A 19849-nucleotide genomic window follows, 5' to 3' on the forward strand; every position below is an offset into this window, starting at 1 on the left:
CGCGGCCTGACTGGAGCCAACGTCACATGCCCGGAGCCCGCTGCCCGGCAATTTCCACCACATTCGCGACACGACCATGGTCGGCGGCCAGGACGTAATGGCGTTGAATGACGCAGACCTGCGCCGCCTTCGCAATCACCGCGTAGCAATGGTGTTCCAGAATTTCGGCCTGATGCCGCACCGGACCGTGCGCGACAATGTGGCCATGCCGCTTGAAATCCGCGGGACCGGCAAGGCACGTCGCTGGGAGGAGGCCGAGCGCGTGCTGGACTTGGTCAATCTGACCGGCTGGGAGGACAAATACGCCCATGAATTGTCGGGCGGTATGCAGCAGCGCGTGGGTTTGGCCCGGGCCATCGCTTCGGACCCGGAAGTCCTGCTGATGGATGAACCGTTCTCGGCGCTGGACCCGCTGATCCGGCGCCAACTTCAGGATCAATTCATGAACCTGTCGCGGTCCTTAAAAAAGACAACCATGTTCATCACCCATGATCTGGATGAGGCGATCCGCATTGGTAACCGCATTGCGATCATGAAGGATGGCCGTATCGTCCAGATCGGCACGCCGGAACAGATCATCCTCAATCCTGTGGACGAATATGTCGCGGATTTCGTGGCGGGTATATCCAAGCTGAACATGGTCTTCGCGCATTCGGTCATGCGTCCGGTCGATGAGTTCGAGGCGACCTATGGCCCTGTCCCCGCAGACGCGCGTGAGGCGCATCCTGAAATGGACCTGAATGCGTTGATGGATATCTGCGTCGACGGCCATGGCATTGCCCGCGTCACCCAAAGCGGCTCGGCCGTCGGTGTGATCAATCGCCCCATGCTGATGCGGGCGATCCAGAATAACAGAGGCTAGGAGAAGCGGACGATGACGCAGGCAGGGACCGATACCTCAGAGCGCATGAGCGGGCTCATCGACGAATTCGTCGGCCAAAGCCAACCCTATTATCGCCGCGTCTTCGGATACATGATGCAGGCGCCGGGCTATCGCTTCACATTCAACCCGGCTGCGGCGGTCCTGGGGTCCGTCTGGTTTGGCGCGCGTGGCCTCTGGCCCTGGTTCTTGGGCTTTCTCTTGGTTGAGACGTTTGCCTTCATTCAGCTGGCACGCGGTATTTTCGGCGATCTCGGACGCGACTTGCGCGATCGTGCGGCGAGTATCGCCGAGACGCTGGAGCTGCGTCGCCAGCAGATCGAGGCGGCCGAGAGATCGGGGGCCGCGACGCTGGAATCGCTGCAGCGCGCAGCAGCATCGCTGCAAGAGGCGATGTCGCAGGCCCAACTTGCGGCCGAGCAGGCAGACAGCACCCGTCTTTTCTATATCGGTTTCGGTCTGGTGTTGCTCCTTGGTCTCAGGATCATGTCCGCCTCACTGGCAAACTGGGCCCTTGAAGGGCAGTTCACCCGCTGGCGTTCCGACAGGTCTGTTGCGCATGGCTGGTCGGTGCCGCGCATGATCCTGTCGGTGGTCTTGTTCGCCCTGGTCGTTCTGCCCAGCACGATCAAATTCGCACAACCCGAAGCGGTCGCCTTCCTGTCCGAATTCCCGACGAACCGGAACTGGCGCCTTGGCGTCGGTGACATGATCCAGGCAGCCTTCGACCGGATCAAGACCGGCGGACGCGGATTTTTCGATGCGCTGACCCTTGGCATGCGGGCGCTCCTTGACGGGCTCGAGGTGGTGTTTGTCGGAACGCCCTGGCCTGTCGTGGCGCTCGTGATCATCATGCTGGCCTATCTGTCCGCTGGAGCCCGCGTCGCAATCTTCACCGGCGCTGCGCTGGCCTATCTTGGCTTTCTTGATTTCTGGGAAAAGGCGATGACGACGATCGCACTGTTGGGTGCGGCGGCGCTGATTTCGATCACCGTGGGGATTCCGCTGGGGATCTATTGTGCACGCAGGCCCCGGGTCTTTGCCGTGGTGCGCCCGATCCTGGATTTCATGCAGTCAATGCCATCCTTCGTCTATCTGATCCCGGTCGTCGCCTTTATAGGATCCGGCAAGCCTGCCGGCGTCGTGGCGACGATGATTTTCGGCAGCCCGCCTGTGATCCGCTTTACCGTCCTTGGCCTACAGCAGGTGCCCGACGCCGTGCGGGAGGCAGCATTGGCCTTCGGCGCGACCCCACGCTACCTTCTGTGGCGAGTCGACCTGCCGCTCGCGGCGCGTACAATCATGGCAGGGGTCAATCAAACAATCCTGCTGTCTTTGGCCATGGTGGTCGTCGCTTCGCTGATCGGCGCAAAGGGTCTAGGAGAGGATGTCCTGGAGGCGTTGCAATACGCCGCCGCAGGGCAAGGCATTCTTGCCGGTCTCGCCATCTTGTTCTGCGCGCTGATCCTCGACCGGATCGTAGCTGGCAAGAGGCGGTAGCCGGCTGCTTACTATGGCCCGTGGACATTCACCTTGAGGCGATGATGGTTGCGGCGAGATACCAATTGGCGGCGTAGCTGCATGCGGTCTTCTCGTAGCGCGTGGCGATGGCGCGGAACTCCTTTATTTTCGCGAAGAAGTTCTCGACCATGTGCCGCCATTTATACGCATGCTTGTCGTAGTCACGCTTGATCTTGCGGTTCGCCTTTGGTGGGATGACTGCGCTCGCAGCCCGCGCGTCCAGTTCTGCAAGCAGCCAATCGGCATCAAACGCCTTGTCCGCCAGAAGGGCGTCAAAGGCGACGTCCTCGATCAGCGGGGCAACGCCTTTCAGGTCGTGAGCCTGGCCGGGCAGCAGAACAAAGTCGAACAGGGTGCCCAAGGCATCGACCAAGGCCACGATCTTTGTGGTCAGTCCGCCGCGCGGTCGCCCGATAGCCTGAGCCTGAGTCCCCCTTTTGCGCTGCTCGCCTTCTGGTGAGCCTGGACAATGGTGCCGTCGATCAACGCGTATTCGAAATCGGGCTCGCCGCGGATCTCTTTGAAGAGGCGCTCGAAAGCACCCCTTTTGGCCCATCGGCGAAACCGGCGGAACACGCTGTTCCAGTTCCCGAATTCCGATGGCAGATCCCGCCAGGGCAGACCGGTTCTCACCCGCCAGAGAACGGCCTCCAGGAACAACCGGTTGTCCTTGCCCGTCACCCCGCTGTCGCTCTTCTTGCCGGGAAGGTGGGGTTCAAGGCGCGCCCAGACACCATCCGTCACTACAAACCGCAGCTCGTCCATTCAAACCTCCCTTTGGGGAGCTTGAATCAGAAATCAGCCGGTGGGGAAACCACGAATGTCCACGGACCATAACCGGAACAATTCATGAAGCCGTCGTTTCGCACCGTATTGGCATGACGTCGCCCATTCTGGTTTGAGCCGCACAACGGACTTTGACGCCCGGTTTTTTGTCCCTGGCGTTGATGTGAGTAAGTTTGTGCAGGTTGAGTTTCCGGGTGAGCGGAGCGCTTGGCGTCAGGCGGGACACGGTGGTTCGAGGGCGCGGAATAGCAGAGTGAGAAGCTTCCTGCGCGGACAGCAGGTCGGAAGCGTGATGACGATCCGGGTCTTCTTTTCAACGATTATCGCGGCCAGCTTGAGCAGATGCAGGCGTAATGTGTCGAACTGGGCGTGCCGCCACGGGGACCGCTTCGGGCAAGCCGCGCGGAGCGTCCACCAGATCCAGTAGGCACACCCGTGCAGCATCAGCCGCATCTGATTGGCATTCGCCTCCGAGCATGAGGTCCGGTCCGCGGCGAGATGATCTTGTACCGATAGCGCAAGGCTTTTTTGGGCTACGCCGCAATGGAAACTCGATTGACGCGCCGTGTGGCACGGATGCTTTCAGATACGGTGTAGCGCTCGGTGATCAGGGCCTTTGCCACGGCAAGAGAGATCTCGCGCCCGTCTCGGTCACGCAAGATATATGGCTTCCCAGTTCGCAAAACGTGGAAGATGCGGCTGACGAGCCGATTGGCGACGGCGCAGAGGGCTTGCTTGTGGTGGTGGCTCCGGTGGGTCATCATCTTGCAGTAGACCTCGGCAAGATCAGGATCGATCTTTCGGGCGGCGTCGGCTGCCAGCATAAGAGCACGCTTGATCCGATCATTGCCGCCTTGGGTGATCTTCTGGCCCGGCCTTTCGGTGCCGCCGCTGTCCGAACGGCGCGGAAACAGACCGCAGAAGCCGCGAATGTGTCGCTCAGATTGGAAGCGGTCGGCACAATGGAGCACCCCCAGCAGCACGGGTGCCAGATGGCGACCGATGCCGGGGATGGTGCGCAGGACATCTTCGGGCTGCAATTCGCAGTAAATTGCCTCGATCTTGAGCGTCAACTGGTCCCGAGCGAGCATGTTGACCTTCATGACATCAATCTCGATGCAGATCTCGGCCTGCAGTTCAGTAAAGTCGAGATGATCGCGATGAAGGGCAAGGGCTTCCCGGGCGGCCTGGCGGAGCCCTTCGATAAGCGCATCAACAAAGGCACCGTTATGAGGATGATTTCCGCTGGCATGCAGGGCAATTGTCCGTCGTCGAACGATTTGGAACAGGCAGCCTGATTTTGGTTTGGAGGGCTCTGGCTCTGTGGGTTGAGGTTATGCTGCCTGGCGCTGATGGTTCAAGCGCCGACTTTGGATGGTCAGTTTCTTGATCTTCTCCCTTTCTGCCAGAATGGCCGGCCCGCGCCCGGAGTAGACGTCAGCGGGCGTGAGGTTGCCAAGGCTCTCGTGATAGCGGTGGTTGTTGTAATGCTCCACAAAGGCGGCGATGGCCGCCTCAAGTTCGCCCTGCAGGTAATAGTTTTCCAGCAGAATGCGGTTCTTGAGGGTCTGGTGCCAGCGCTCGATCTTGCCCTGCGTCTGAGGGTGATTGGGGGCGCCGCGGACGTGGTCCATGCCAGTTTCTTCGAGGTATCCGGCCAGGTCACTGGCGATGTAGCAGGGGCCATTGTCGCTGAGCAGCCGGGGCTTGTGCAGCACGGCGACGCTGTCACATCCGGATGCAGCAAGGGCGATATCAAGCGTCGCGCTGACATCGTCCGCCCCCATGCTGGTGCACTGCGTATTCCACGGCATCCGACCGCTTATTCCAGCAACATCCGACCAGCCGTTCCACGGGCATCCGACCGGTCGGCGCTATCGGTCTGAGGCAAAGTCTTCATGGTTGATCCGGGTGCATCCGGTCAAGGGGGCTGTGTCCCATGTGGTGGTGTAGGAGGCCGCGCGCGGAGCCTTTGGCGTAGCGCAGCGCGCGGCCGTAGGTAACGCTGGCGGTCATCGCCGATCTTCGGAGTAGGTTTGGGTTGCAAGACCTGAAACCTGGATGGAGACGACGATGACCGATGACAGAATGGCGCTTATCGAGCTGGTTGAGAAGCAGGCTGATGGCGATCTCGTGCGTGAGATGCTGGCCTTTGCGGCCGAGCGGATCATGGAAGCCGAAGTTGAGGCGCGGACCGGGGCTGCCAAGGGGGCGCGAACGGCCCTGCGGGAGGTTCAGCGCAACGGATACCGCGACCGCGATTGGGATACCCGTGCCGGGCGGATCACGCTGGAGATCCCGAAGCTCCGGAAGGGCAGCTACTTTCCCAGCTTCCTGGAACCACGCCGCACAGCCGAGAAAGCCTTGGTGGCGCTCGCCATTGTCCTCGAACCAATGGCGGACAATGGCTCGCTCCAGAAGGCCTATGTCCACGGTGTCTCAACCCGCTCGGTCGACGACCTGGTCAAGGCCATGGGCGCGGGCGGCATGTCCAAGAGCCAGGTCAGCCGCCTCTGCGCCGAGATCGACGAGCGGGTGAACGCGTTCCTGAGCCGTCCGCTGGAGGGCGCTTGGCCATACCTGTGGCTCGACGCGACCTACCTGAAGGTGCGGGAAGGCGGGCGGATTGTCAGCCATGCCGTGATAATCGCCGTCGGGGTCAAGGAGGACGGCAAGCGCGAGGTCCCGGGGGTCGCGACCGGCCTCTCGGAGGCCGAGGCGTTCTGGATGCAGTTCCTCCGCAGCCTTGCCGACCACGGCCTGCGTGGCGTCAAGCTGGTGATCGCCGACGACCACAAGGGGCTGCGGGCTGCGGCACGCCGGGTCTTCAACGCAACTCACCAAAGATGCCGGGTTCATTGGATGCGCAACGCCTTGGCCCATGCTCCAGCCAAGAGCCGCACCGCCATGGCGGCGATGCTGAAGACGATCTTCGCCCAGGAAACCAAGGCCGAGGCGGAGAAGCAGTGGGATATCGTCGCGGAGGCGTTGCGTGAGAAGCAGCCGAAGCTGGGCGCCCTGATGGACGCCTCCCGGGACGACGTGCTGGCCTACATGTCCTTCCCCCGCGAACACTGGGCTCAGATCGCCAGCACAAATCCACTGGAACGGGTGAACCGCGAGGTGAAGCGACGCGCTGACGTGATCGGCATCTTTCCGAACGACGATGCAGTCATTCGTCTCGTCGGCGCGCTGATGCTCGAGACAAACGACGAATGGACCGTCGCCCGGCGCTATATGAGCCTTGAAACGATCGCTCGCGTCACCGACAATCCCAACGTCAGGCTGCCCGCCGTGGCATCCTGATCGAACCCTAATCTTTCCGGGGGTCGGCGCTCATACACCATGCCCGGGGGCACTATCATCAAGGGTGACGTTGGTGCGGAGGGTTGTCCACGGGAGGGTCCCGCGCGCCCGGCGCCGCGCCCGCCCAGAAGCTGGCGGTGTCGGGCGCGTGGGAGGGACCAGTGGACAACCTGGGGCCGAGGTCATGTTCATTGGCTGGCCTGGGTGCGGCTGTCGGTGCCGGTCTTGCGCAGTGACGGACCATTCAGGGGAATGCGATAGGCATTGTGAACCAGCCTGTCGAGGATGGCGTCGGCGAAGGTGGGCTCACCGATAACATCGTGCCAGGTCTCCACGGGGAGCTGACTGGTGACGATGGTCGAGCGGCGGCCGTAGCGCTCCTCAACGATCTCCATCAGGTCGCGGCGCTGCGTGGCGGTCAGGCGGTCGGGACCCCAATCGTCGAGGATCAGAAGATCCACACGGGCGATCTTGCGGAACAGCCGGTCGAAGCGCCCGTCGCCGCGCGCCAGCTCAAGGTCGGAGAAGAGCCGCGGCAGCCGGTGGTAAAGAACGGTGCGGTCCGCGCGGCTGGCCCCGTGACCGAGCGCGCAGGCCAGCCACGACTTGCCGACCCCGCAGGGTCCGGTGATCAGGACCGAGCGGTGCCGGTCGATCCAGTCTGGGCTGGCGAGGCTTTGGAACAAGGCACGGTCGAGGCCGCGGGAGGTCCGATAATCCACATCCTCCATGCAGGCGCCGCCATGGCGCAGGTTGGCGGCACGCAGGCGCGACTGGAACCGGCGGGTGCCGCGCCGGGCTTGTTCGCGGTCCAGCATCAGCCCGATCCAGGCGACGGGGTCGAGGCTGCGGCCGCGATCTTCGCTGATCAGCTCGGCAAAAGCTTCGGCCATGCCGTCGAGCTTCAGCGCGTTCAGCGCTTGGTGGGTGGGGTGGGTCAGCAAGGGTTTGTCTCCTTTGGTCAGTGGAAGAACTTGGCGCCGCGGATGTTGGCGTGGGTGATGGGTGGGGCTTCGGGTGGCCGGTCCGGGGGACGGCCGTCATTGTCATCAGCGCGTGTCGGTGTAGGCCGGTCCAGGAGCGTCCCTCGAAATGGTCGAGGCCGAGTTCCTCCTTGAGTTGCTGATGCGCCTGTTCGCAGATCCATCTGGCTTTGACGGCGGCGGCGAGCGCCTTGAGTGTGGTGTCTTTCGGCAAGTTGGAAACGTAGTATTTCTGTTCTCCGCTCGCGCGCCGCTCACCGATCAGCCAGACCTCCTCGTCGCCGGGCATGGCCTGCACGCGACCGTCCCCCATGCGGTGCTTGTGGCCATCGGCGATCCGGACCCGCGCTGCGGCAAACTGACAGCTCAGCCTGCCCTTGGTGCCTTGCCGCCAGCTGACCTTCTGCCATGTTTCGTTCTCCAGCATGGTTTCTGCGGAGAGCGCCATGCGATCCGGGATGTGATATTTCCGCCGTCGGCCTGTGCTGGCTTCGGGAAAGATCAGCTCGGTCCCAGCCGGATAGACATTCTGGCGCCGCGACAGACCGACCGCCCAGTGAAGCCCGCGCGTGCTCAGCGCCTGGCGGAAAGGCCCGCTGGACCCATAGCCCGCATCGGCCAGCACGCAACCGAAACGCAGGCCCGCAGCCCTCACCCGGTCGATTTCCTTGATGGCGATCTCAGGTTTGCTCAGGGCAGCCTGTCGATCCTCGGGCACCCGGGTCCGGGCCATGCGGCAGGGTCATCCGTCCAGCTCTCGGGCAAAAACAGCCGCAATCCCACCATCACTGGAACCTCGCGCGCGGCCAGTGCCACCGAGACCAGCGACTGGCAATTGGCCGTCTTGCCGAGCGAGGAGGCATATTGCGCCGCGACCGCAACCGAGCGATCCCCTTTCTTCGGCAGACAGGTATCATCAATGATCAGCCAACTGGCCTCGCCTCCGACCAGCCGGTCGGCCTCAGCCAGAAGCGCTGCTTGCAGGGGTGCGCTGTCCCACGCCTCGCTGGCGGCGAAATGATGCAGTTGATCATAGCTCACCACTCCATTTCGCGCCGCCATTGGCTGCACAGTTTTGCGATCGCCCGGGCCGATCAGCCCAGCAATGTAGGCCGGGCACATCCGTCTGCGGGTCTTGTGCCACAAATCCGCCACAAACGGAGCGAGCCTGGTTTCCAGATCGCGTCGCCAATTCTCCATGTGCGGCCAGCCTCCCTCAAAGCTGGCTCCTCATGAATCATTCAAAACGCAGTCCGAGAACCCTAAAAAATACCAAACGGCATAAATCTGCCAAAGTAGTGCTAGCTATTCCAAGTCATTCGACGACGGACACGGCAGCAAATGGACTTGGATCCTCCGACCTATCGGTGGCGGAAGCGGGTGCTCTTGAAAGCGCGCTGATGCGGCGATGAAGATCTTTTCCTAACTTCAGGCCCATCGCACGGAGCGATTGCTCAAGCTGCTCCGGCGATCTGGCGCTGATGATTGGCGCAGTAATGTCGGGATTTGCCGCTACCCAGGCGACGGCCAGCGTCGAGGACGACTGACCAACCTCATGCGCGACTTCGCATAGAGCAGCGGCCGTGTCGTGCATCCAGCTTTCGCCATAGCGCGCGGAATAGATCTGGTCGGTCGTGAGCCTTCCTTGGCCACCATCGCGATACTTACCAGTCAAGAGACCACCACCCAGAGGTGAGTATGGAAAAACGGCGATGCCTTGGTCCCGCGCCATAGGCAGGATTTCGGTTTCTGCCTCTCGCTTGACCAAGTTATACATCGGCTGGATCGCAACGATACGAAGCTCGAAATCCGCAGCGACCCGCACGGATTTCATCACCTGCCATGCCGCGAAGTTGGACACGCCAATGTGCCGGATCTTGCCGGCGGCTTTCAGCCCGGCCAGCGCCTCGAAGGTTTCCTGCAGCGGAGTTTCGGGATCCCAGCGGTGCAGATACAACAGATCGACGCTCTCCAGCCCGTGTCGTTGCTGGCTGATCCTGAACTGGTTCTGGATATTGACGCGCCCCGATCCGCCCTGAGCCGCCAGCTTGGTCGCGAAAAACACGCGATCCCGCTCGTGCCGCACCAGCTGTCCCAGCCATTCTTCTGACAAACCGCCAGAATATCCATGCGCCGTGTCAAAGAAATTTATGCCGGCCGCGCGACAATCCGCATACATCGCTTGGGCGGCCGACAGGTCCGCTCCGCGCCCGAATTGCATGGCACCGAAACAGAATGAGGAGATGGGACTGCCGTCAGGCGCGGTTAGCATATCTGATTTCTCCGGTTTCAAAGCTGACGCAGGCGATGCCGCTCCAGCAGGTTCAGGATCATGTCACGAGCCTGTTGACGATGAGTGCGATGCAGGTTGCGGGCCGCTTGTGCATCACCGCGCATGATCGCTTCGTAGACGCCCTGATGGTCCCGGTTTGACTGAACGGGCACTGGACGCATGAACAACGTCACTGTTCGCGCCCGGCGCACCTGGTCGGCCAACATGGCGACAATGGCGATCACACGCGAATTGCCACCCAGTCGCACCAGTTCGGAGTGAAAGCGGTCATCAGCGCGTGCCCATGCTTCAAGCTCGCCCAGTTCCAAGCCGCGGTCCATATCCTCGATCGCCTCGGCCAGATATGCAAGTTGCTCCTCCGAGTAACCCTTTTCGGCGGCTCGTTCTGCTGCAAGGCTCTCGAGTTCGGTCAGGACGTCATAAATTTCGCGCATGTCATCCGGAGAAACGGACAGGATACGAACGCCTTTGCGGGCCCGCAATTCCAGCAAGCCTTGACTTTCCAACGTGCGCGCCGCCTCGCGGATCGGAGTGCGCGACATGCCCAGCCGCTCGGCCAGTTCACTTTCAAGATGATCCGATCCGGCCGCCAGTTCGCCAGAAAAGACGAGGCGACGCAGTTCTGAAATCGCGCGCTCAGTATTCGAAACTGCTTTTTCATCCTGCTGCATCACATTGCCTCCAATGTCTGTTTGCATCCGGTGTCGGCCGACCGATAGATCGCATCCTCGGTCTGCATCACCGACAGGTAGTCTCGACCAAGGTTCTCAAGCGGGCTCCCATCCAGAATACCTGACACGACATGCGACTGGAGGTGATGGACGCAGTCGCCTCCAAAACCCTGGTGACAGTTCGGAGGCAACAGGACCAACTGATCGCTGGTGCCGAACCTGCGCAACGTTACGGCCCCGTCGCCTGTCAGCATTAATGTTCCCTGGGTGCCCTCGACTAGCGCCTCGCCCATGGTCCGGCGATGGTTTTCCGCAACGTGATCAAGGCAGCGGTTAGCGTCCAGCAGCGCCCGAATCCCGCCCGCATGTTCGAAAATGACATAGCCCGCGTCCTCGCCAGCGATTGCAGGGTTGACCTGACGCAGATCCGCATAGACCGACAGCGGTTCGCCAAGAAGAAAGCGGAACGTATCGACCCAATGAACACCCGTTTCGCGGATCAGGAAGCGCGACATTTTCTGGAAATAGGGCTGGCGATCCAGATAGGCATCTGGTCCCTGTCCGTCGCCCGGACGAAGCCGGAAAGTGAGCTGAAGGACATCACCGATCATGCCGTCATCAAGCGCAGTCCGGATGCAGCGATACCAGGGCTGGAACCGGAAATTTTCATGGATGACGATCCGGGCGCCAGCCTGCTCGGCCTCGGCCAGAATCTGATGTGCCTGCTCCAGATCGGTGCAGAAGGGCTTTTGGCAGATGATTGACTTGACCCCAGCCGCCAAGGCGGCGCGAACCGCTGCGGCATGGGCGGCGGGGGGCAAGATGATATCCAGCAAATCAGGCGCGACATCTGCAAGCATCAGGGGCAAGTCGTCAAAGGCAGGCAGACCCGTTGCGCGCGCCTTTTGCAGATCCTGATCGCAGGCGCCCACCAGCTTGACCCGATCCATCCGCGCCCAGCTGCCATAGTGGAACTGACTGAAATAACCTGCACCAACGCAAGCGACACGCAGCATCTTGCCCTTGTTCATCCCGTTTCCCCGCAGTTGCCGTGAGCCATGAACCATAATCGGTCACACCGCGGCGTTGACAATGCTGAATTTAGCGCATACGTAAAAAAATGCAATAAGGCATCCGTCTTTCGGGAGGAGGGGTTGATGAAGGTTTTTCTCGCAGCTTTCGCAGGCGCAGCGGCGCTGATTGTTGGGGCGGGCTCTGTCGCCACGGCGCAGGATTATCCGTTTCGCGACATTACGAATGTCGTGGTCTGGGGTGCAGGGGGTGGCACCGATATCATCAACAGGATGATCATGGCCGAAATGGAAGAGCATCTTCCGGTCTCGATCAACGTGATCAACCAGACGGGCGGCGTCGCTGGCTCCAATGGCATGGTCTATGTCATGAACCAGCCCGATGACGGCTATACGCTGGCTGGCATTTCGGAATCGAATGTGACGGCTGCGGTGCAGGGGGGGTGGGATCAGAAGTTCGATTATTGGTATCCCTTTGTGGTCGGGGGGTCGCCTGATCTCATCTCGGTTCCGGCCAACAGCCCTTACGGCAGTCTCAAGGAATTGATTGACGCGGCCAAGGCCAATCCGGGCAGCATCCCCGCGGCAGCTTCGGGGGCGGGCTCGATCCACCACCTCAACCTGCTGGCGCTTCAGAAAGGTGCGGGTGCCGAATTCAAGTTCGTGCCCTATCAGGGTTCGGCCGCAGGGCAAGAGGCCGCAATGGCGGGCGAAGTGGCGCTGGTCGTGACGTCGCTGGCCGAGCAGGCCGCGCTGATCACGGGCGGAGAGTTGAAGCCCATCGCGATGCTTACTGCAGAAAGCGCAGAGATCGCGGGCGTGACAGTCCCGTCCGCCTTCGATACTTATGATGGCCTGACCACCTATCTTCCGCTCAAGCAGGCGATTGGTTTTGCCGTGCGCGATACCGCGCCCGACAGTGTCAAGGAGGCGCTGACCAAGGCGTTCGATGCGGCGATGGCGGGCGAAGCTGTAGCCGAATGGGCCAAGGCCAACCATTACGACATCGGTGGCCAGTCCGGGGATGAGGCGAAGGCCCTTTTCGCGAGGCTCGAAAGCAACTTCGCCTATACCCTGCAAGAGCTTGGGGTCGCGACTATTGATCCCGCGACCCTTGGTATCGAGAAGCCCTGAGCAAAAGAGCCTGAGTGAAGCTTCACCGGGGGCGCAGAGGCGCCCCCGACCGCGCTTGGGAGGGCGGATTTCAAATGGACGATGACAAGCTGGTCATGCGCGCACGGGATTTCTGGGCATCTACGCTCCTGATCCTGGTGTCACTTTTCTTCATATGGCGCACGCTGGACATTCCCCTTCTGGGCGGGGCGGACAACGCAGTGAAGAAGGTCGAATGGTTCAACTCGGCTGCCTTGGTGCCGCTTGGCATCTTCACAGGTCTACTTTTGCTGTCGATCTCGCTTCTTATGCGCAGCATCCGCGAAGGCGGGGCCGCGCGTGCATTCAATTCCGTCGGGCTGGGCTGGGATGCGGCCGAGGCCCTGCGTTTCACGACGCTGATGCTTATTTTCATCGTCTATATCGTGGCCTTGGTTCCGCGCGTTGATTTCATCAATGCATCGGGACTGGTCATCACTGCGCTGATCTACGGCTACCACGCCGGACAACGCGAGCGGATGCTTCTGGCGACCGCCACGGTTGTGGTGGCAGGGGTCTTTGCACTGGTGCTGCACTTTCCCCAATCCGAATGGAACGCCCACGGCGATGACTGGTTCGCGCTTGTGCTCTGGATCGCGTTGACCGCCTTGATGCTTTGGACCGGGCGCGGCGAGCGTATGGCCTGGGTTACCCCGATGATCGCAATCGGAGCGCCGCTTCTGCTAATCTGCGCCATGGCCTTCGCCTTTCGCCAGAACGTGCCGAACCGGAGCAGCCTGATCTTTTCGCAAATCGAATATCACTACTATGTCACACTTCGCCCGCTGTGGAGGGATTGATGGATTTCGTGCTCTCTCAGTTTCTTGGTTTCGGAGGGGCGTTTGTGGCGCTCATCGCGGACCCTTGGACATATGTCTATATGATCGGCTCGATGTTCCTCGGGATCACCTTCGGTGCGCTGCCGGGCCTGACCGCCACGCTGGCCGTCACGATCCTGACAGGCTTTTTCGGCAACAAGATCCCGTTGGATTATTCGCTGATCGCCTTGTTGGGCGCCTATGTGGGCGCGATTTATGGCGGATCCTATCCGTCAATCCTGCTGAACATTCCGGGCACCGCAGCCAGTGCCGCAACAGCCCTGGACGGGCATCCGCTGGCAAAAGCGGGCCGCGGGGGCGAGGCTTTGGGCCTGACAACGACCGCCAGCTTCATCGGCACGCTGATCGGAACGTTTGCGCTGCTGATCTTCGTCGGGGCGCTTCTGCTGATCTCGAAAAACATCGCCAGCCCCGAAAAGGCGCTGTTGGCGCTGTTCGGCATCCTGCTGTCGGGTGCCCTGATGAGCGAGGATCTGGTCATCAAGGGCTGGATTGCTGGGTTGATCGGGCTGGCCATGGCGATGGTTGGGCTTGATCCGCTCCTGTCGGAACCCCGCTTCACCTTCGGTTGGTCGTACATGATGTCGGGCTTTCAGGTGGTGCCGGTGCTAATGGGTGCCTTTGCAATCCCGCAGATCATAGCCGGGATGCGCCACGTCAAGGCGGGCACGCTGCTCCAGTTGAGCGACCGCATTCTGCCCCATTTCCCGACGATCAGGCGCTATATGCCGGCGATCGCCCGTTCGGGCGTGATCGGCACCGGAATTGGTGCGCTTCCCGGCGTTGGCGAGGATGTTGCGGGCTGGGTCAGCTACGGCGTAGGCAAGACGGTCTCGAAAGAGGGTGATAAATTCGGCAAGGGCTCTGTCGAAGGGCTGCTGTCATCGGAAACCGCCAACAATGCCTGCATCGGCGGCGCGCTGATCCCACTGCTGGTGCTGGGCATTCCCGGATCGCCTCCGGCGGCGGCGTTGATGGGCGCGTTCATGATCAACAACGTCATCCCCGGTCCGACGCTGGATCCCGCGATCATCCTGCGCGTCGTAGCTATCCTCGTGCTGGCATCCTTCACGATGTTCCTCATGGGATTGTTCACCGCACGGGTATTCATTCGCATCCTGCGTATCCCGCAGACCGTCTTTCTGCCGGTGGTGCTGATCCTGACGACGATCGGATCCTTCAGCGTCGGGGGCGGGATCAACGATCTCTATCTGATGTTGGGTGTCGGGTTCGTGGCCTATTTCATGAATATGCTGGCCTTTCCCATCGCGCCGCTGGTGATTGGCGTGATTCTTGGCGGCATGTTCGACGAAATGTTCCGCCGGTCCCTGTTTCTGTCCGATGGCGACCTCATGGTATTCGCCTCGCGCCCCGGCGCGGCTGTCCTTCTGGCGCTCAATGCCGCGCTGATCGCCAGCCAGCTCCCTCCGGTCAAACGTGCCTTCGGGCGCCTGCGCAAAAGGGCCGCGTGACATGTATGCCGTAACCGTCACCTTCACCATCGCCCAGGATCGCATGGCGGACTTTCTGCCCCTGATGCTGGAAAATGCGCAGACGTCCCTCGCCGAAGAACCGGGATGCCATCAGTTTGATGTCTGCACGGATCCCGGTCTTCCGGACCGTGTCTTCCTGTATGAACTCTATGACGACCGCGCCGCGTTCGAGACGCATCTGCAATCGCCGCATTTCCGCAGCTTTGATGCAGCGGTCACCGCAATGTTCGCGGAGAAGTCCGTCGCCTGCTTTGCCGAGGTCCGGTGATGGCGGAATGGGAAGTTCACGCCGTGAAATATGCTGATCGCAACGCAAGGCAACGTCGCGACAGCTTCGTCTTTGACGACAATCACGACGCGCCCCATGCGATGGATTACTTCATGTGGTTGCTGCGCCGGGGGGATCAGACAATCCTGGTGGATACCGGGTATGACGATGCGGAGGCCGCATTGCGCGGCCGCCCGATCCGGATGGACCCACGTCATGCGCTGGCCCCCTTGGGCATCGCGCCGGAGGACGTCACTTCGGTGATCGTGACGCATCTGCATTACGATCATGCGGGCGGGCTGCATCTGTTCCCGAACGCAACTTTGCATATGCAGCGGGCCGAGATGGCCTTTGCGACCGGTCCCTGCATGTGCCACGACGCCCTCCGGGCTCCCTTCAGCGCCGGGCATGTCTGCGAAGCGGTCAGGAGGCTCTATAATGGGCAGGTCGTCTTTCACGATGGCGACGCACAACTGACCGAGGGGGTCAGCGTGCATCGCATCGGCGGGCATAGCCGCGGGTTGCAGGCTGTGCGTGTGATGACCAGTGCAGGCTGGATGGTGCTGGCGTCGGACGCCGCGCATTTTTATGAAAACCTGCTCGCCCGCAAGCCATTCCCCATCGTGGTCGACATGCAGGACATGCTGGACGGGTTTGACACGCTCCTGCGCCTGGCCAGCAAACCCGAACTGATCGTGCCGGGTCACGATCCGCTGGTGCGCAGCTATTATGCGGAGGGCGTGGCGGACCATATCACGCGTCTTGACCCCGGCCCCATCCGCGAGGTGCTGTCATGACCGAAGCGACCAAGCTGCGCGAAGACATTTGCCGCATTGCCAAATCGATGTTTGATCGGGGGCTGACCTGCGGCGCGTCGGGGAACATCTCGGCGCGGTTGTCCGATGGCACGTTTCTGATGACGCCTACCGGCAGTTCCATGGGGTTCCTGGAACCGTCAAGGATCAGCCATCTGGATGCAGGGCTGCACCTGTTGTCAGGCGACCCGCCGACCAAGGAAATCCCGCTGCACCACGCGTTCTACGGCACACGGGCGGCCACGGGTGCAGTCGTGCATCTTCACTCCACCCATGCGGTGGCTCTGTCGATGCTGCCCGATATTGACCCCGACAACATGCTGCCCGCACTCACCCCTTATTCGGTCATGCGGCTTGGCAAGGTGCAGCGTCTGCCCTTCATCTTGCCCGGCGATCCGGCGATGGCGGATGCGGTGCGGGGGCTTGCGGGCAAGCGGTCGGCCGTCGTGCTGGCCAATCACGGGCCGGTCGTCGCGGGCAAAGACCTGTGGGCCGCCGCTTATGCGATCGAAGAGCTCGAGGAAACTGCAAAGCTCGCATTGCTGACGCGGGGCGCCAGGGCTGCCGGACTGACCACCTCACAGATTGCGTCCCTCGTTCGGACATTCGAAATCGACTGGTAAAGGTAAAGGAACCTCAGAATGACTTCTGCTGCACGCATCGCGCTGATCAAGGGCGACGGCATCGGCATTGACGTGGCGGAGGCCGCCATGCAGGTCGCTGTCGCCGCCTGTCAGCATGTCGATGCTCCGGCTCTGGAATTTGACGAGATCCTCGCAGGTGCGGACTATTTCCGCGATACCGGCCAGGATATCGAACCGGGCGGAGAAGAACGCGCGGGGCAGGCGGACGCAATCTTTCTGGGCGCCATCGGTCTGCCTGCCGTCCGCCATCCCGACGGGACGGAGATTTCGCCACACCTGCGGCTGCGCGACCGCTATGCCCTTTATGCCGGAATTCGGCCGGTTCGCGCCTATCCGAATGCGCCGCAAAGGCTGGCGGATCCCCGTGCCGCGGGTCTGGATCTGATCATCCTGCGCGAAAGCACCGAAGGTCTGTTCTATTCCGCCGCGGCTCATGGGCGCGCAATCGTTGTGGGCGATGAGGAGGTGCGCGAGACCTTGCGCATCACGCGAAAAACTACCGAAAAGCTCCACCGCTTCGCGTTCAAACTGGCGGAAAAGCGGCGCAAAGCGGGCAAACGCGCCCGTCTTACCTGCGTTGACAAGGCCAATGTCTTTACCTCGATGGCGTTCTTTCGCAAGATCTTTGACGAGATAGCCGCAGATCATCCGGACACCGAGATCGGCTATAATTACGTCGATGCACAGGCGCTGGATCTTGTGCGGCGGCCTTGGGAATTCGACATTCTCGTGATGGAGAACATGTTTGGCGACATCCTCTCTGACTTGGCCGGCGGTCTGGTCGGAGGGATGGGCATGGCCGCCTGTGCAGAGATCGGTGACGAAACGGGCTTGTTTCAGCCTGCCCATGGCAGCGCGCCCGATATCATGGGTCAGGACAAGGCTAATCCCCTGGCCGCTATCCTCAGCGCAGCTCTGATGCTGGATTATCTGGCCGAAAAGACTGGCAATGCCGCCTATGGGCAGGCAGCACAGGTAATTGACAGTGTCATTGATGCGGGTTTTGCGGCCAACCAGCTGCGCCCGATGGAATTCGGCGGCGACATGGGCACCAGAGCGGTGACTGCGACTGTGCTGGCGGGGATCGCAGCCAATGTGCCTGTGACCGCGCACTGGCGTTTCAACGGAAAGTTCTAAAGAAGGACGTGCAATGACTGTGCTATTGGGCGCGATCGCGGATGATTTCACGGGTGCGACGGATCTCGCCAATACGCTCGTCCAGAACGGGATGCGTGTCACACAGATTATCGGCGTTCCGGACGAGAATACCGATATCGGACAGGCCGAAGCCGTGGTCATCGCATTGAAGTCGCGGACCGCTCCGGTTGCGCAGGCTGTACAACAAACAGTGCAGGCACTTGATTGGCTACTTGCGCAGGGGGCGGCACAGATCCTGTTCAAGTATTGTTCGACCTTCGATTCGACGGCGGAAGGCAATATCGGACCCGTGGCCGATGCCCTGCGCACCCGCCTGGGAACCGATTTTGCCTTTGTCTGCCCGGCATTCCCGGCAAATGGTCGGACGATATATCAGGGTCATCTATTCGTGGGCGATCGCCTGCTTTTTGAAAGCTCCATGCGCGATCATCCCCTGACGCCAATGCGGGATGCCGATCTGGTCCGGATGATGAACGCGCAGTCAGATGGCCGGGCCGGGCTTATCCCATTGTCAGACGTCGCGGCGGGTCCGTCAGCTATCGCCGCGCGTGTCGCACAGTTGAAGGCAGATGGCATTTGCTATGGCGTGGTCGACGCGGTTTCAAATGAAGATTTGCGCGTTATCGGAATTGCCGCTGCGGGCCATAAGCTGATCACCGGCGGCTCTGGCGTGGCGATTGGCCTGCCCGATAACCTGCGGCGCGAGGGGCTTATTTGCCCCGCCAGCCTGCCGGAGCCCCCCGAGGCGCCCGGGCGCGCAGCTGTGCTGGCGGGCAGTTGCTCGGCCGCGACGCGCCGGCAGATCGCCCATGTTGCGCAGGATTGGCCAACGCGCAAGTTGGATGTGGATAGTATTGCGAACGGCGATCCCGTCACTGCTGAAACGGTGGAATGGGCGCTATCCCAGCCCGCTGACATGCCCATCCTGATCTTTGGCTCGGCCGATCCCGAAGAGGTCCGCGCAACGCAGGAACGATACGGAAAGCTGCAGGCAGGCCTGATGATGGAAGAGACTCTTGGCGAGATCGCAGTCGCGCTCCGGGACGAGGGATTCGGACGGCTTGTCGTGGCGGGGGGGGAAACATCAGGCGCCGTCGTATCGGCCCTTGGAATAACTGCGCTTCGCATCGGGCCGGAGATTGCGCCGGGCGTTCCATGGACCCAGGCCCTGGCACCAAGTGGACCCGCGCTTGCGCTCAAGTCCGGAAATTTTGGTCAGGACGATTTTTTCAGGCGCGCCTTCGCCGCGATGCTTTCATAGGTCAGGGGTGTTTGATCCTGGGCTTTGTTAGTGCGTTTATTTCCAATGGAAGGGACCAGATCCTACCTGCACGACGTCGACAGAGGCATCACTGTCAGGCGTCACGACAACTGACCCTCCCTCTGGCGACATGAGGAACTGGCCCCCTCGTGTGTGGACGCCCCCTGGATGCGAATGAAATCTTGGGCACGATCAGGCATTTGATCAGGTGCGGTCGTGTGTCCGGCCTCGAAGATGCGGCCTGTCATGCGCCGCGGGCCTTTATGGAGATATGCAGGTCGGGACCAGTTCGGTTACCCGCGCTCGATGGCGCCTCGGCCGTGGTTCTGATTCTCCCGACCCGGTCTCTTGACCGTCTGCCCTTACGTTCCCTCGCCTCCTCTCACATCCGGCGACAACCCGACGATATCGACCTATGCGGCCGCCATCGCCGGATCCCTGTAATACATCCCATACATGATCGGTTGCTGCTCCGCCGCTGAGCTTCGATGCTTGAGACGGTTAACGCTGAAAGGAAAGCAGCGATGGGGTATTATGTTGGACTGGATTTGAGCCTCAAACGCACGGCAATCTGCGTTCTTGACGCCGATGGACGGGTTGTCTGGCGGAGAAGTTCGGACACACATCCCGGAATGATTGGTGAGCATCAGTTTGCGGCCCCAGCTGTCCGGCAGGGCAATCGCATTTGGCTCATGTCGCTAAGTTGTTGAGAACGCTGCGGAGGAAGTCGTCGTCCCAGCCGGCTCGC

Annotated in this window: 18 protein-coding genes and 3 pseudogenes; 12 read left to right on the top strand and 9 right to left on the bottom strand. The window is 61.3% G+C overall.

Annotated features, from left to right (window positions below):
* Positions 1 to 97 precede the first annotated feature (97 nt).
* Together OU682_RS20275 and OU682_RS20280 are read left to right on the top strand one after the other, a co-directional pair.
* Positions 98 to 862 carry an ATP-binding cassette domain-containing protein gene (locus OU682_RS20275; protein WP_268944030.1) on the top strand — a complete coding sequence of 255 codons (765 nt, stop codon included), beginning with the start codon at positions 98 to 100 and terminating at the stop codon, positions 860 to 862.
* A gap of 12 nt (positions 863 to 874) precedes the next feature.
* The gene (locus tag OU682_RS20280; protein ID WP_268944031.1) at positions 875 to 2380 is read left to right on the top strand and encodes an ABC transporter permease; all 1506 of its coding nucleotides are present in this window, start codon (positions 875 to 877) and stop codon (positions 2378 to 2380) included.
* A 28-nt stretch (positions 2381 to 2408) separates the two neighbouring features.
* Here the strand turns inward: OU682_RS20280 and OU682_RS20285 are convergent.
* The 3 genes and pseudogenes from OU682_RS20285 to OU682_RS20295 form a co-directional block, all read right to left on the bottom strand.
* Positions 2409 to 3166, bottom strand: a protein-coding gene (locus OU682_RS20285) for an IS5 family transposase (protein WP_268944032.1) whose coding sequence is annotated in 2 segments (ribosomal slippage) — positions 2409 to 2830 and positions 2830 to 3166 — 759 coding nt in all. Because the reading frame shifts where the segments join, the coding sequence is not laid out codon by codon here.
* Between the two features lie 234 nt (positions 3167 to 3400).
* Positions 3401 to 3688, bottom strand: a pseudogene (locus OU682_RS20290) (transposase); the annotation flags it as partial.
* A gap of 32 nt (positions 3689 to 3720) precedes the next feature.
* On the bottom strand, positions 3721 to 4290 hold the full coding sequence (locus OU682_RS20295; protein ID WP_329609838.1) for a transposase: 570 nt from the start codon (positions 4288 to 4290) through the stop codon (positions 3721 to 3723).
* A gap of 48 nt (positions 4291 to 4338) precedes the next feature.
* Here OU682_RS20295 and OU682_RS20300 point away from each other — a divergent pair, with 48 nt between their 5' ends.
* The gene (locus OU682_RS20300; protein ID WP_268944033.1) at positions 4339 to 4485 is read left to right on the top strand and encodes a hypothetical protein; all 147 of its coding nucleotides are present in this window, start codon (positions 4339 to 4341) and stop codon (positions 4483 to 4485) included.
* A gap of 36 nt (positions 4486 to 4521) precedes the next feature.
* Here the strand turns inward: OU682_RS20300 and OU682_RS20305 are convergent.
* Positions 4522 to 4983 (bottom strand): annotated as a pseudogene (locus OU682_RS20305) (integrase core domain-containing protein); the annotation flags it as partial.
* Positions 4984 to 5260: 277 nt separating this feature from the next.
* On the opposite strand from OU682_RS20305, the gene OU682_RS20310 reads away from it, so the two are divergent.
* Entirely contained in the window at positions 5261 to 6493 is a 1233-nt protein-coding gene (locus tag OU682_RS20310; protein ID WP_268944034.1) for an IS256 family transposase, read from the top strand.
* 188 nt (positions 6494 to 6681) lie between these two features.
* Here OU682_RS20310 and istB read toward each other — a convergent pair whose 3' ends face one another.
* The 5 genes and pseudogenes from istB to OU682_RS20335 all read right to left on the bottom strand — a co-directional run bounded on the left by istB (position 6682) and on the right by OU682_RS20335 (position 11471).
* Positions 6682 to 7437 carry an IS21-like element helper ATPase IstB gene (istB, locus tag OU682_RS20315; protein ID WP_268944035.1) on the bottom strand — a complete coding sequence of 252 codons (756 nt, stop codon included), beginning with the start codon at positions 7435 to 7437 and terminating at the stop codon, positions 6682 to 6684.
* A pseudogene (locus OU682_RS20320) lies at positions 7388 to 8676 on the bottom strand (IS701 family transposase); the annotation flags it as partial. The gene istB and the pseudogene OU682_RS20320, both read right to left, overlap by 50 nt.
* Positions 8677 to 8791: 115 nt before the next feature.
* On the bottom strand, positions 8792 to 9748 hold the full coding sequence (locus OU682_RS20325; RefSeq protein WP_268944036.1) for an aldo/keto reductase: 957 nt from the start codon (positions 9746 to 9748) through the stop codon (positions 8792 to 8794).
* Between the two features lie 17 nt (positions 9749 to 9765).
* Positions 9766 to 10440 (bottom strand): GntR family transcriptional regulator, encoded by a 675-nt coding sequence (locus OU682_RS20330; RefSeq protein ID WP_268944037.1) that lies wholly within the window; start codon positions 10438 to 10440, stop codon positions 9766 to 9768.
* Positions 10440 to 11471 carry a Gfo/Idh/MocA family protein gene (locus tag OU682_RS20335; protein ID WP_268944038.1) on the bottom strand — a complete coding sequence of 344 codons (1032 nt, stop codon included), beginning with the start codon at positions 11469 to 11471 and terminating at the stop codon, positions 10440 to 10442. Before OU682_RS20335 ends, OU682_RS20330 begins: the two co-directional genes overlap by 1 nt.
* A 27-nt stretch (positions 11472 to 11498) precedes the next feature.
* On the opposite strand from OU682_RS20335, the gene OU682_RS20340 reads away from it, so the two are divergent.
* From OU682_RS20340 to otnK, 8 genes are all read left to right on the top strand, one after another.
* Positions 11499 to 12605, top strand: a complete 1107-nt coding sequence (locus OU682_RS20340) for a Bug family tripartite tricarboxylate transporter substrate binding protein (RefSeq protein WP_268944039.1) — start codon at positions 11499 to 11501, stop codon at positions 12603 to 12605.
* Between the two features lie 74 nt (positions 12606 to 12679).
* Positions 12680 to 13423 (top strand): hypothetical protein, encoded by a 744-nt coding sequence (locus OU682_RS20345; RefSeq protein WP_268944040.1) that lies wholly within the window; start codon positions 12680 to 12682, stop codon positions 13421 to 13423.
* Positions 13423 to 14934: a tripartite tricarboxylate transporter permease gene (locus OU682_RS20350; RefSeq protein ID WP_268944046.1), complete on the top strand. Its 1512-nt coding sequence runs from the start codon at positions 13423 to 13425 to the stop codon at positions 14932 to 14934. Before OU682_RS20345 ends, OU682_RS20350 begins: the two co-directional genes overlap by 1 nt.
* 1 nt (position 14935) lies before the next feature.
* Complete coding sequence (locus tag OU682_RS20355) at positions 14936 to 15223, top strand: putative quinol monooxygenase (RefSeq protein WP_268944041.1); 288 nt, start codon at positions 14936 to 14938, stop codon at positions 15221 to 15223.
* On the top strand, positions 15223 to 16020 hold the full coding sequence (locus OU682_RS20360) for an N-acyl homoserine lactonase family protein (protein ID WP_268944042.1): 798 nt from the start codon (positions 15223 to 15225) through the stop codon (positions 16018 to 16020). The genes OU682_RS20355 and OU682_RS20360 overlap by 1 nt, the downstream gene beginning before the upstream one ends.
* A complete protein-coding gene (otnC, locus tag OU682_RS20365; protein ID WP_268944043.1) occupies positions 16017 to 16661 on the top strand; it encodes a 3-oxo-tetronate 4-phosphate decarboxylase in 645 nt (214 codons plus the stop codon). The genes OU682_RS20360 and otnC overlap by 4 nt, the downstream gene beginning before the upstream one ends.
* 18 nt (positions 16662 to 16679) lie before the next feature.
* Positions 16680 to 17819 (top strand): isocitrate/isopropylmalate dehydrogenase family protein, encoded by a 1140-nt coding sequence (locus OU682_RS20370; protein WP_268944044.1) that lies wholly within the window; start codon positions 16680 to 16682, stop codon positions 17817 to 17819.
* 13 nt (positions 17820 to 17832) lie between these two features.
* Positions 17833 to 19101, top strand: a complete 1269-nt coding sequence (gene otnK / locus OU682_RS20375; protein ID WP_329609839.1) for a 3-oxo-tetronate kinase — start codon at positions 17833 to 17835, stop codon at positions 19099 to 19101.
* Positions 19102 to 19849: the final 748 nt, after the last annotated feature.

The sequence above is a fragment of the Paracoccus benzoatiresistens genome, assembly GCF_026913015.1.
Classification (GTDB): Bacteria; Pseudomonadota; Alphaproteobacteria; order Rhodobacterales; family Rhodobacteraceae; genus Paracoccus; species Paracoccus benzoatiresistens.

What these genes read in the sequence shown, in the direction of transcription:
- OU682_RS20330 (WP_268944037.1), bottom strand. Translation starts at nt 10,440, where the DNA reads ATGCAGCAGGATGAAAAAGCAGTTTCGAATACTGAGCGCGCGATTTCA.
- OU682_RS20275 (WP_268944030.1), top strand. Translation starts at nt 98, where the DNA reads ATGGCGTTGAATGACGCAGACCTGCGCCGCCTTCGCAATCACCGCGTA.
- OU682_RS20345 (WP_268944040.1), top strand. Translation starts at nt 12,680, where the DNA reads ATGGACGATGACAAGCTGGTCATGCGCGCACGGGATTTCTGGGCATCT.
- otnC (WP_268944043.1), top strand. Translation starts at nt 16,017, where the DNA reads ATGACCGAAGCGACCAAGCTGCGCGAAGACATTTGCCGCATTGCCAAA.
- OU682_RS20295 (WP_329609838.1), bottom strand. Translation starts at nt 4,290, where the DNA reads ATGAAGGTCAACATGCTCGCTCGGGACCAGTTGACGCTCAAGATCGAG.
- otnK (WP_329609839.1), top strand. Translation starts at nt 17,833, where the DNA reads ATGACTGTGCTATTGGGCGCGATCGCGGATGATTTCACGGGTGCGACG.
- OU682_RS20335 (WP_268944038.1), bottom strand. Translation starts at nt 11,471, where the DNA reads ATGAACAAGGGCAAGATGCTGCGTGTCGCTTGCGTTGGTGCAGGTTAT.
- OU682_RS20280 (WP_268944031.1), top strand. Translation starts at nt 875, where the DNA reads ATGACGCAGGCAGGGACCGATACCTCAGAGCGCATGAGCGGGCTCATC.
- OU682_RS20370 (WP_268944044.1), top strand. Translation starts at nt 16,680, where the DNA reads ATGACTTCTGCTGCACGCATCGCGCTGATCAAGGGCGACGGCATCGGC.
- OU682_RS20300 (WP_268944033.1), top strand. Translation starts at nt 4,339, where the DNA reads ATGATCGCGATGAAGGGCAAGGGCTTCCCGGGCGGCCTGGCGGAGCCC.
- OU682_RS20310 (WP_268944034.1), top strand. Translation starts at nt 5,261, where the DNA reads ATGACCGATGACAGAATGGCGCTTATCGAGCTGGTTGAGAAGCAGGCT.
- OU682_RS20340 (WP_268944039.1), top strand. Translation starts at nt 11,499, where the DNA reads ATGAACCATAATCGGTCACACCGCGGCGTTGACAATGCTGAATTTAGC.
- OU682_RS20355 (WP_268944041.1), top strand. Translation starts at nt 14,936, where the DNA reads ATGTATGCCGTAACCGTCACCTTCACCATCGCCCAGGATCGCATGGCG.
- OU682_RS20360 (WP_268944042.1), top strand. Translation starts at nt 15,223, where the DNA reads ATGGCGGAATGGGAAGTTCACGCCGTGAAATATGCTGATCGCAACGCA.
- OU682_RS20325 (WP_268944036.1), bottom strand. Translation starts at nt 9,748, where the DNA reads ATGCTAACCGCGCCTGACGGCAGTCCCATCTCCTCATTCTGTTTCGGT.
- OU682_RS20350 (WP_268944046.1), top strand. Translation starts at nt 13,423, where the DNA reads ATGGATTTCGTGCTCTCTCAGTTTCTTGGTTTCGGAGGGGCGTTTGTG.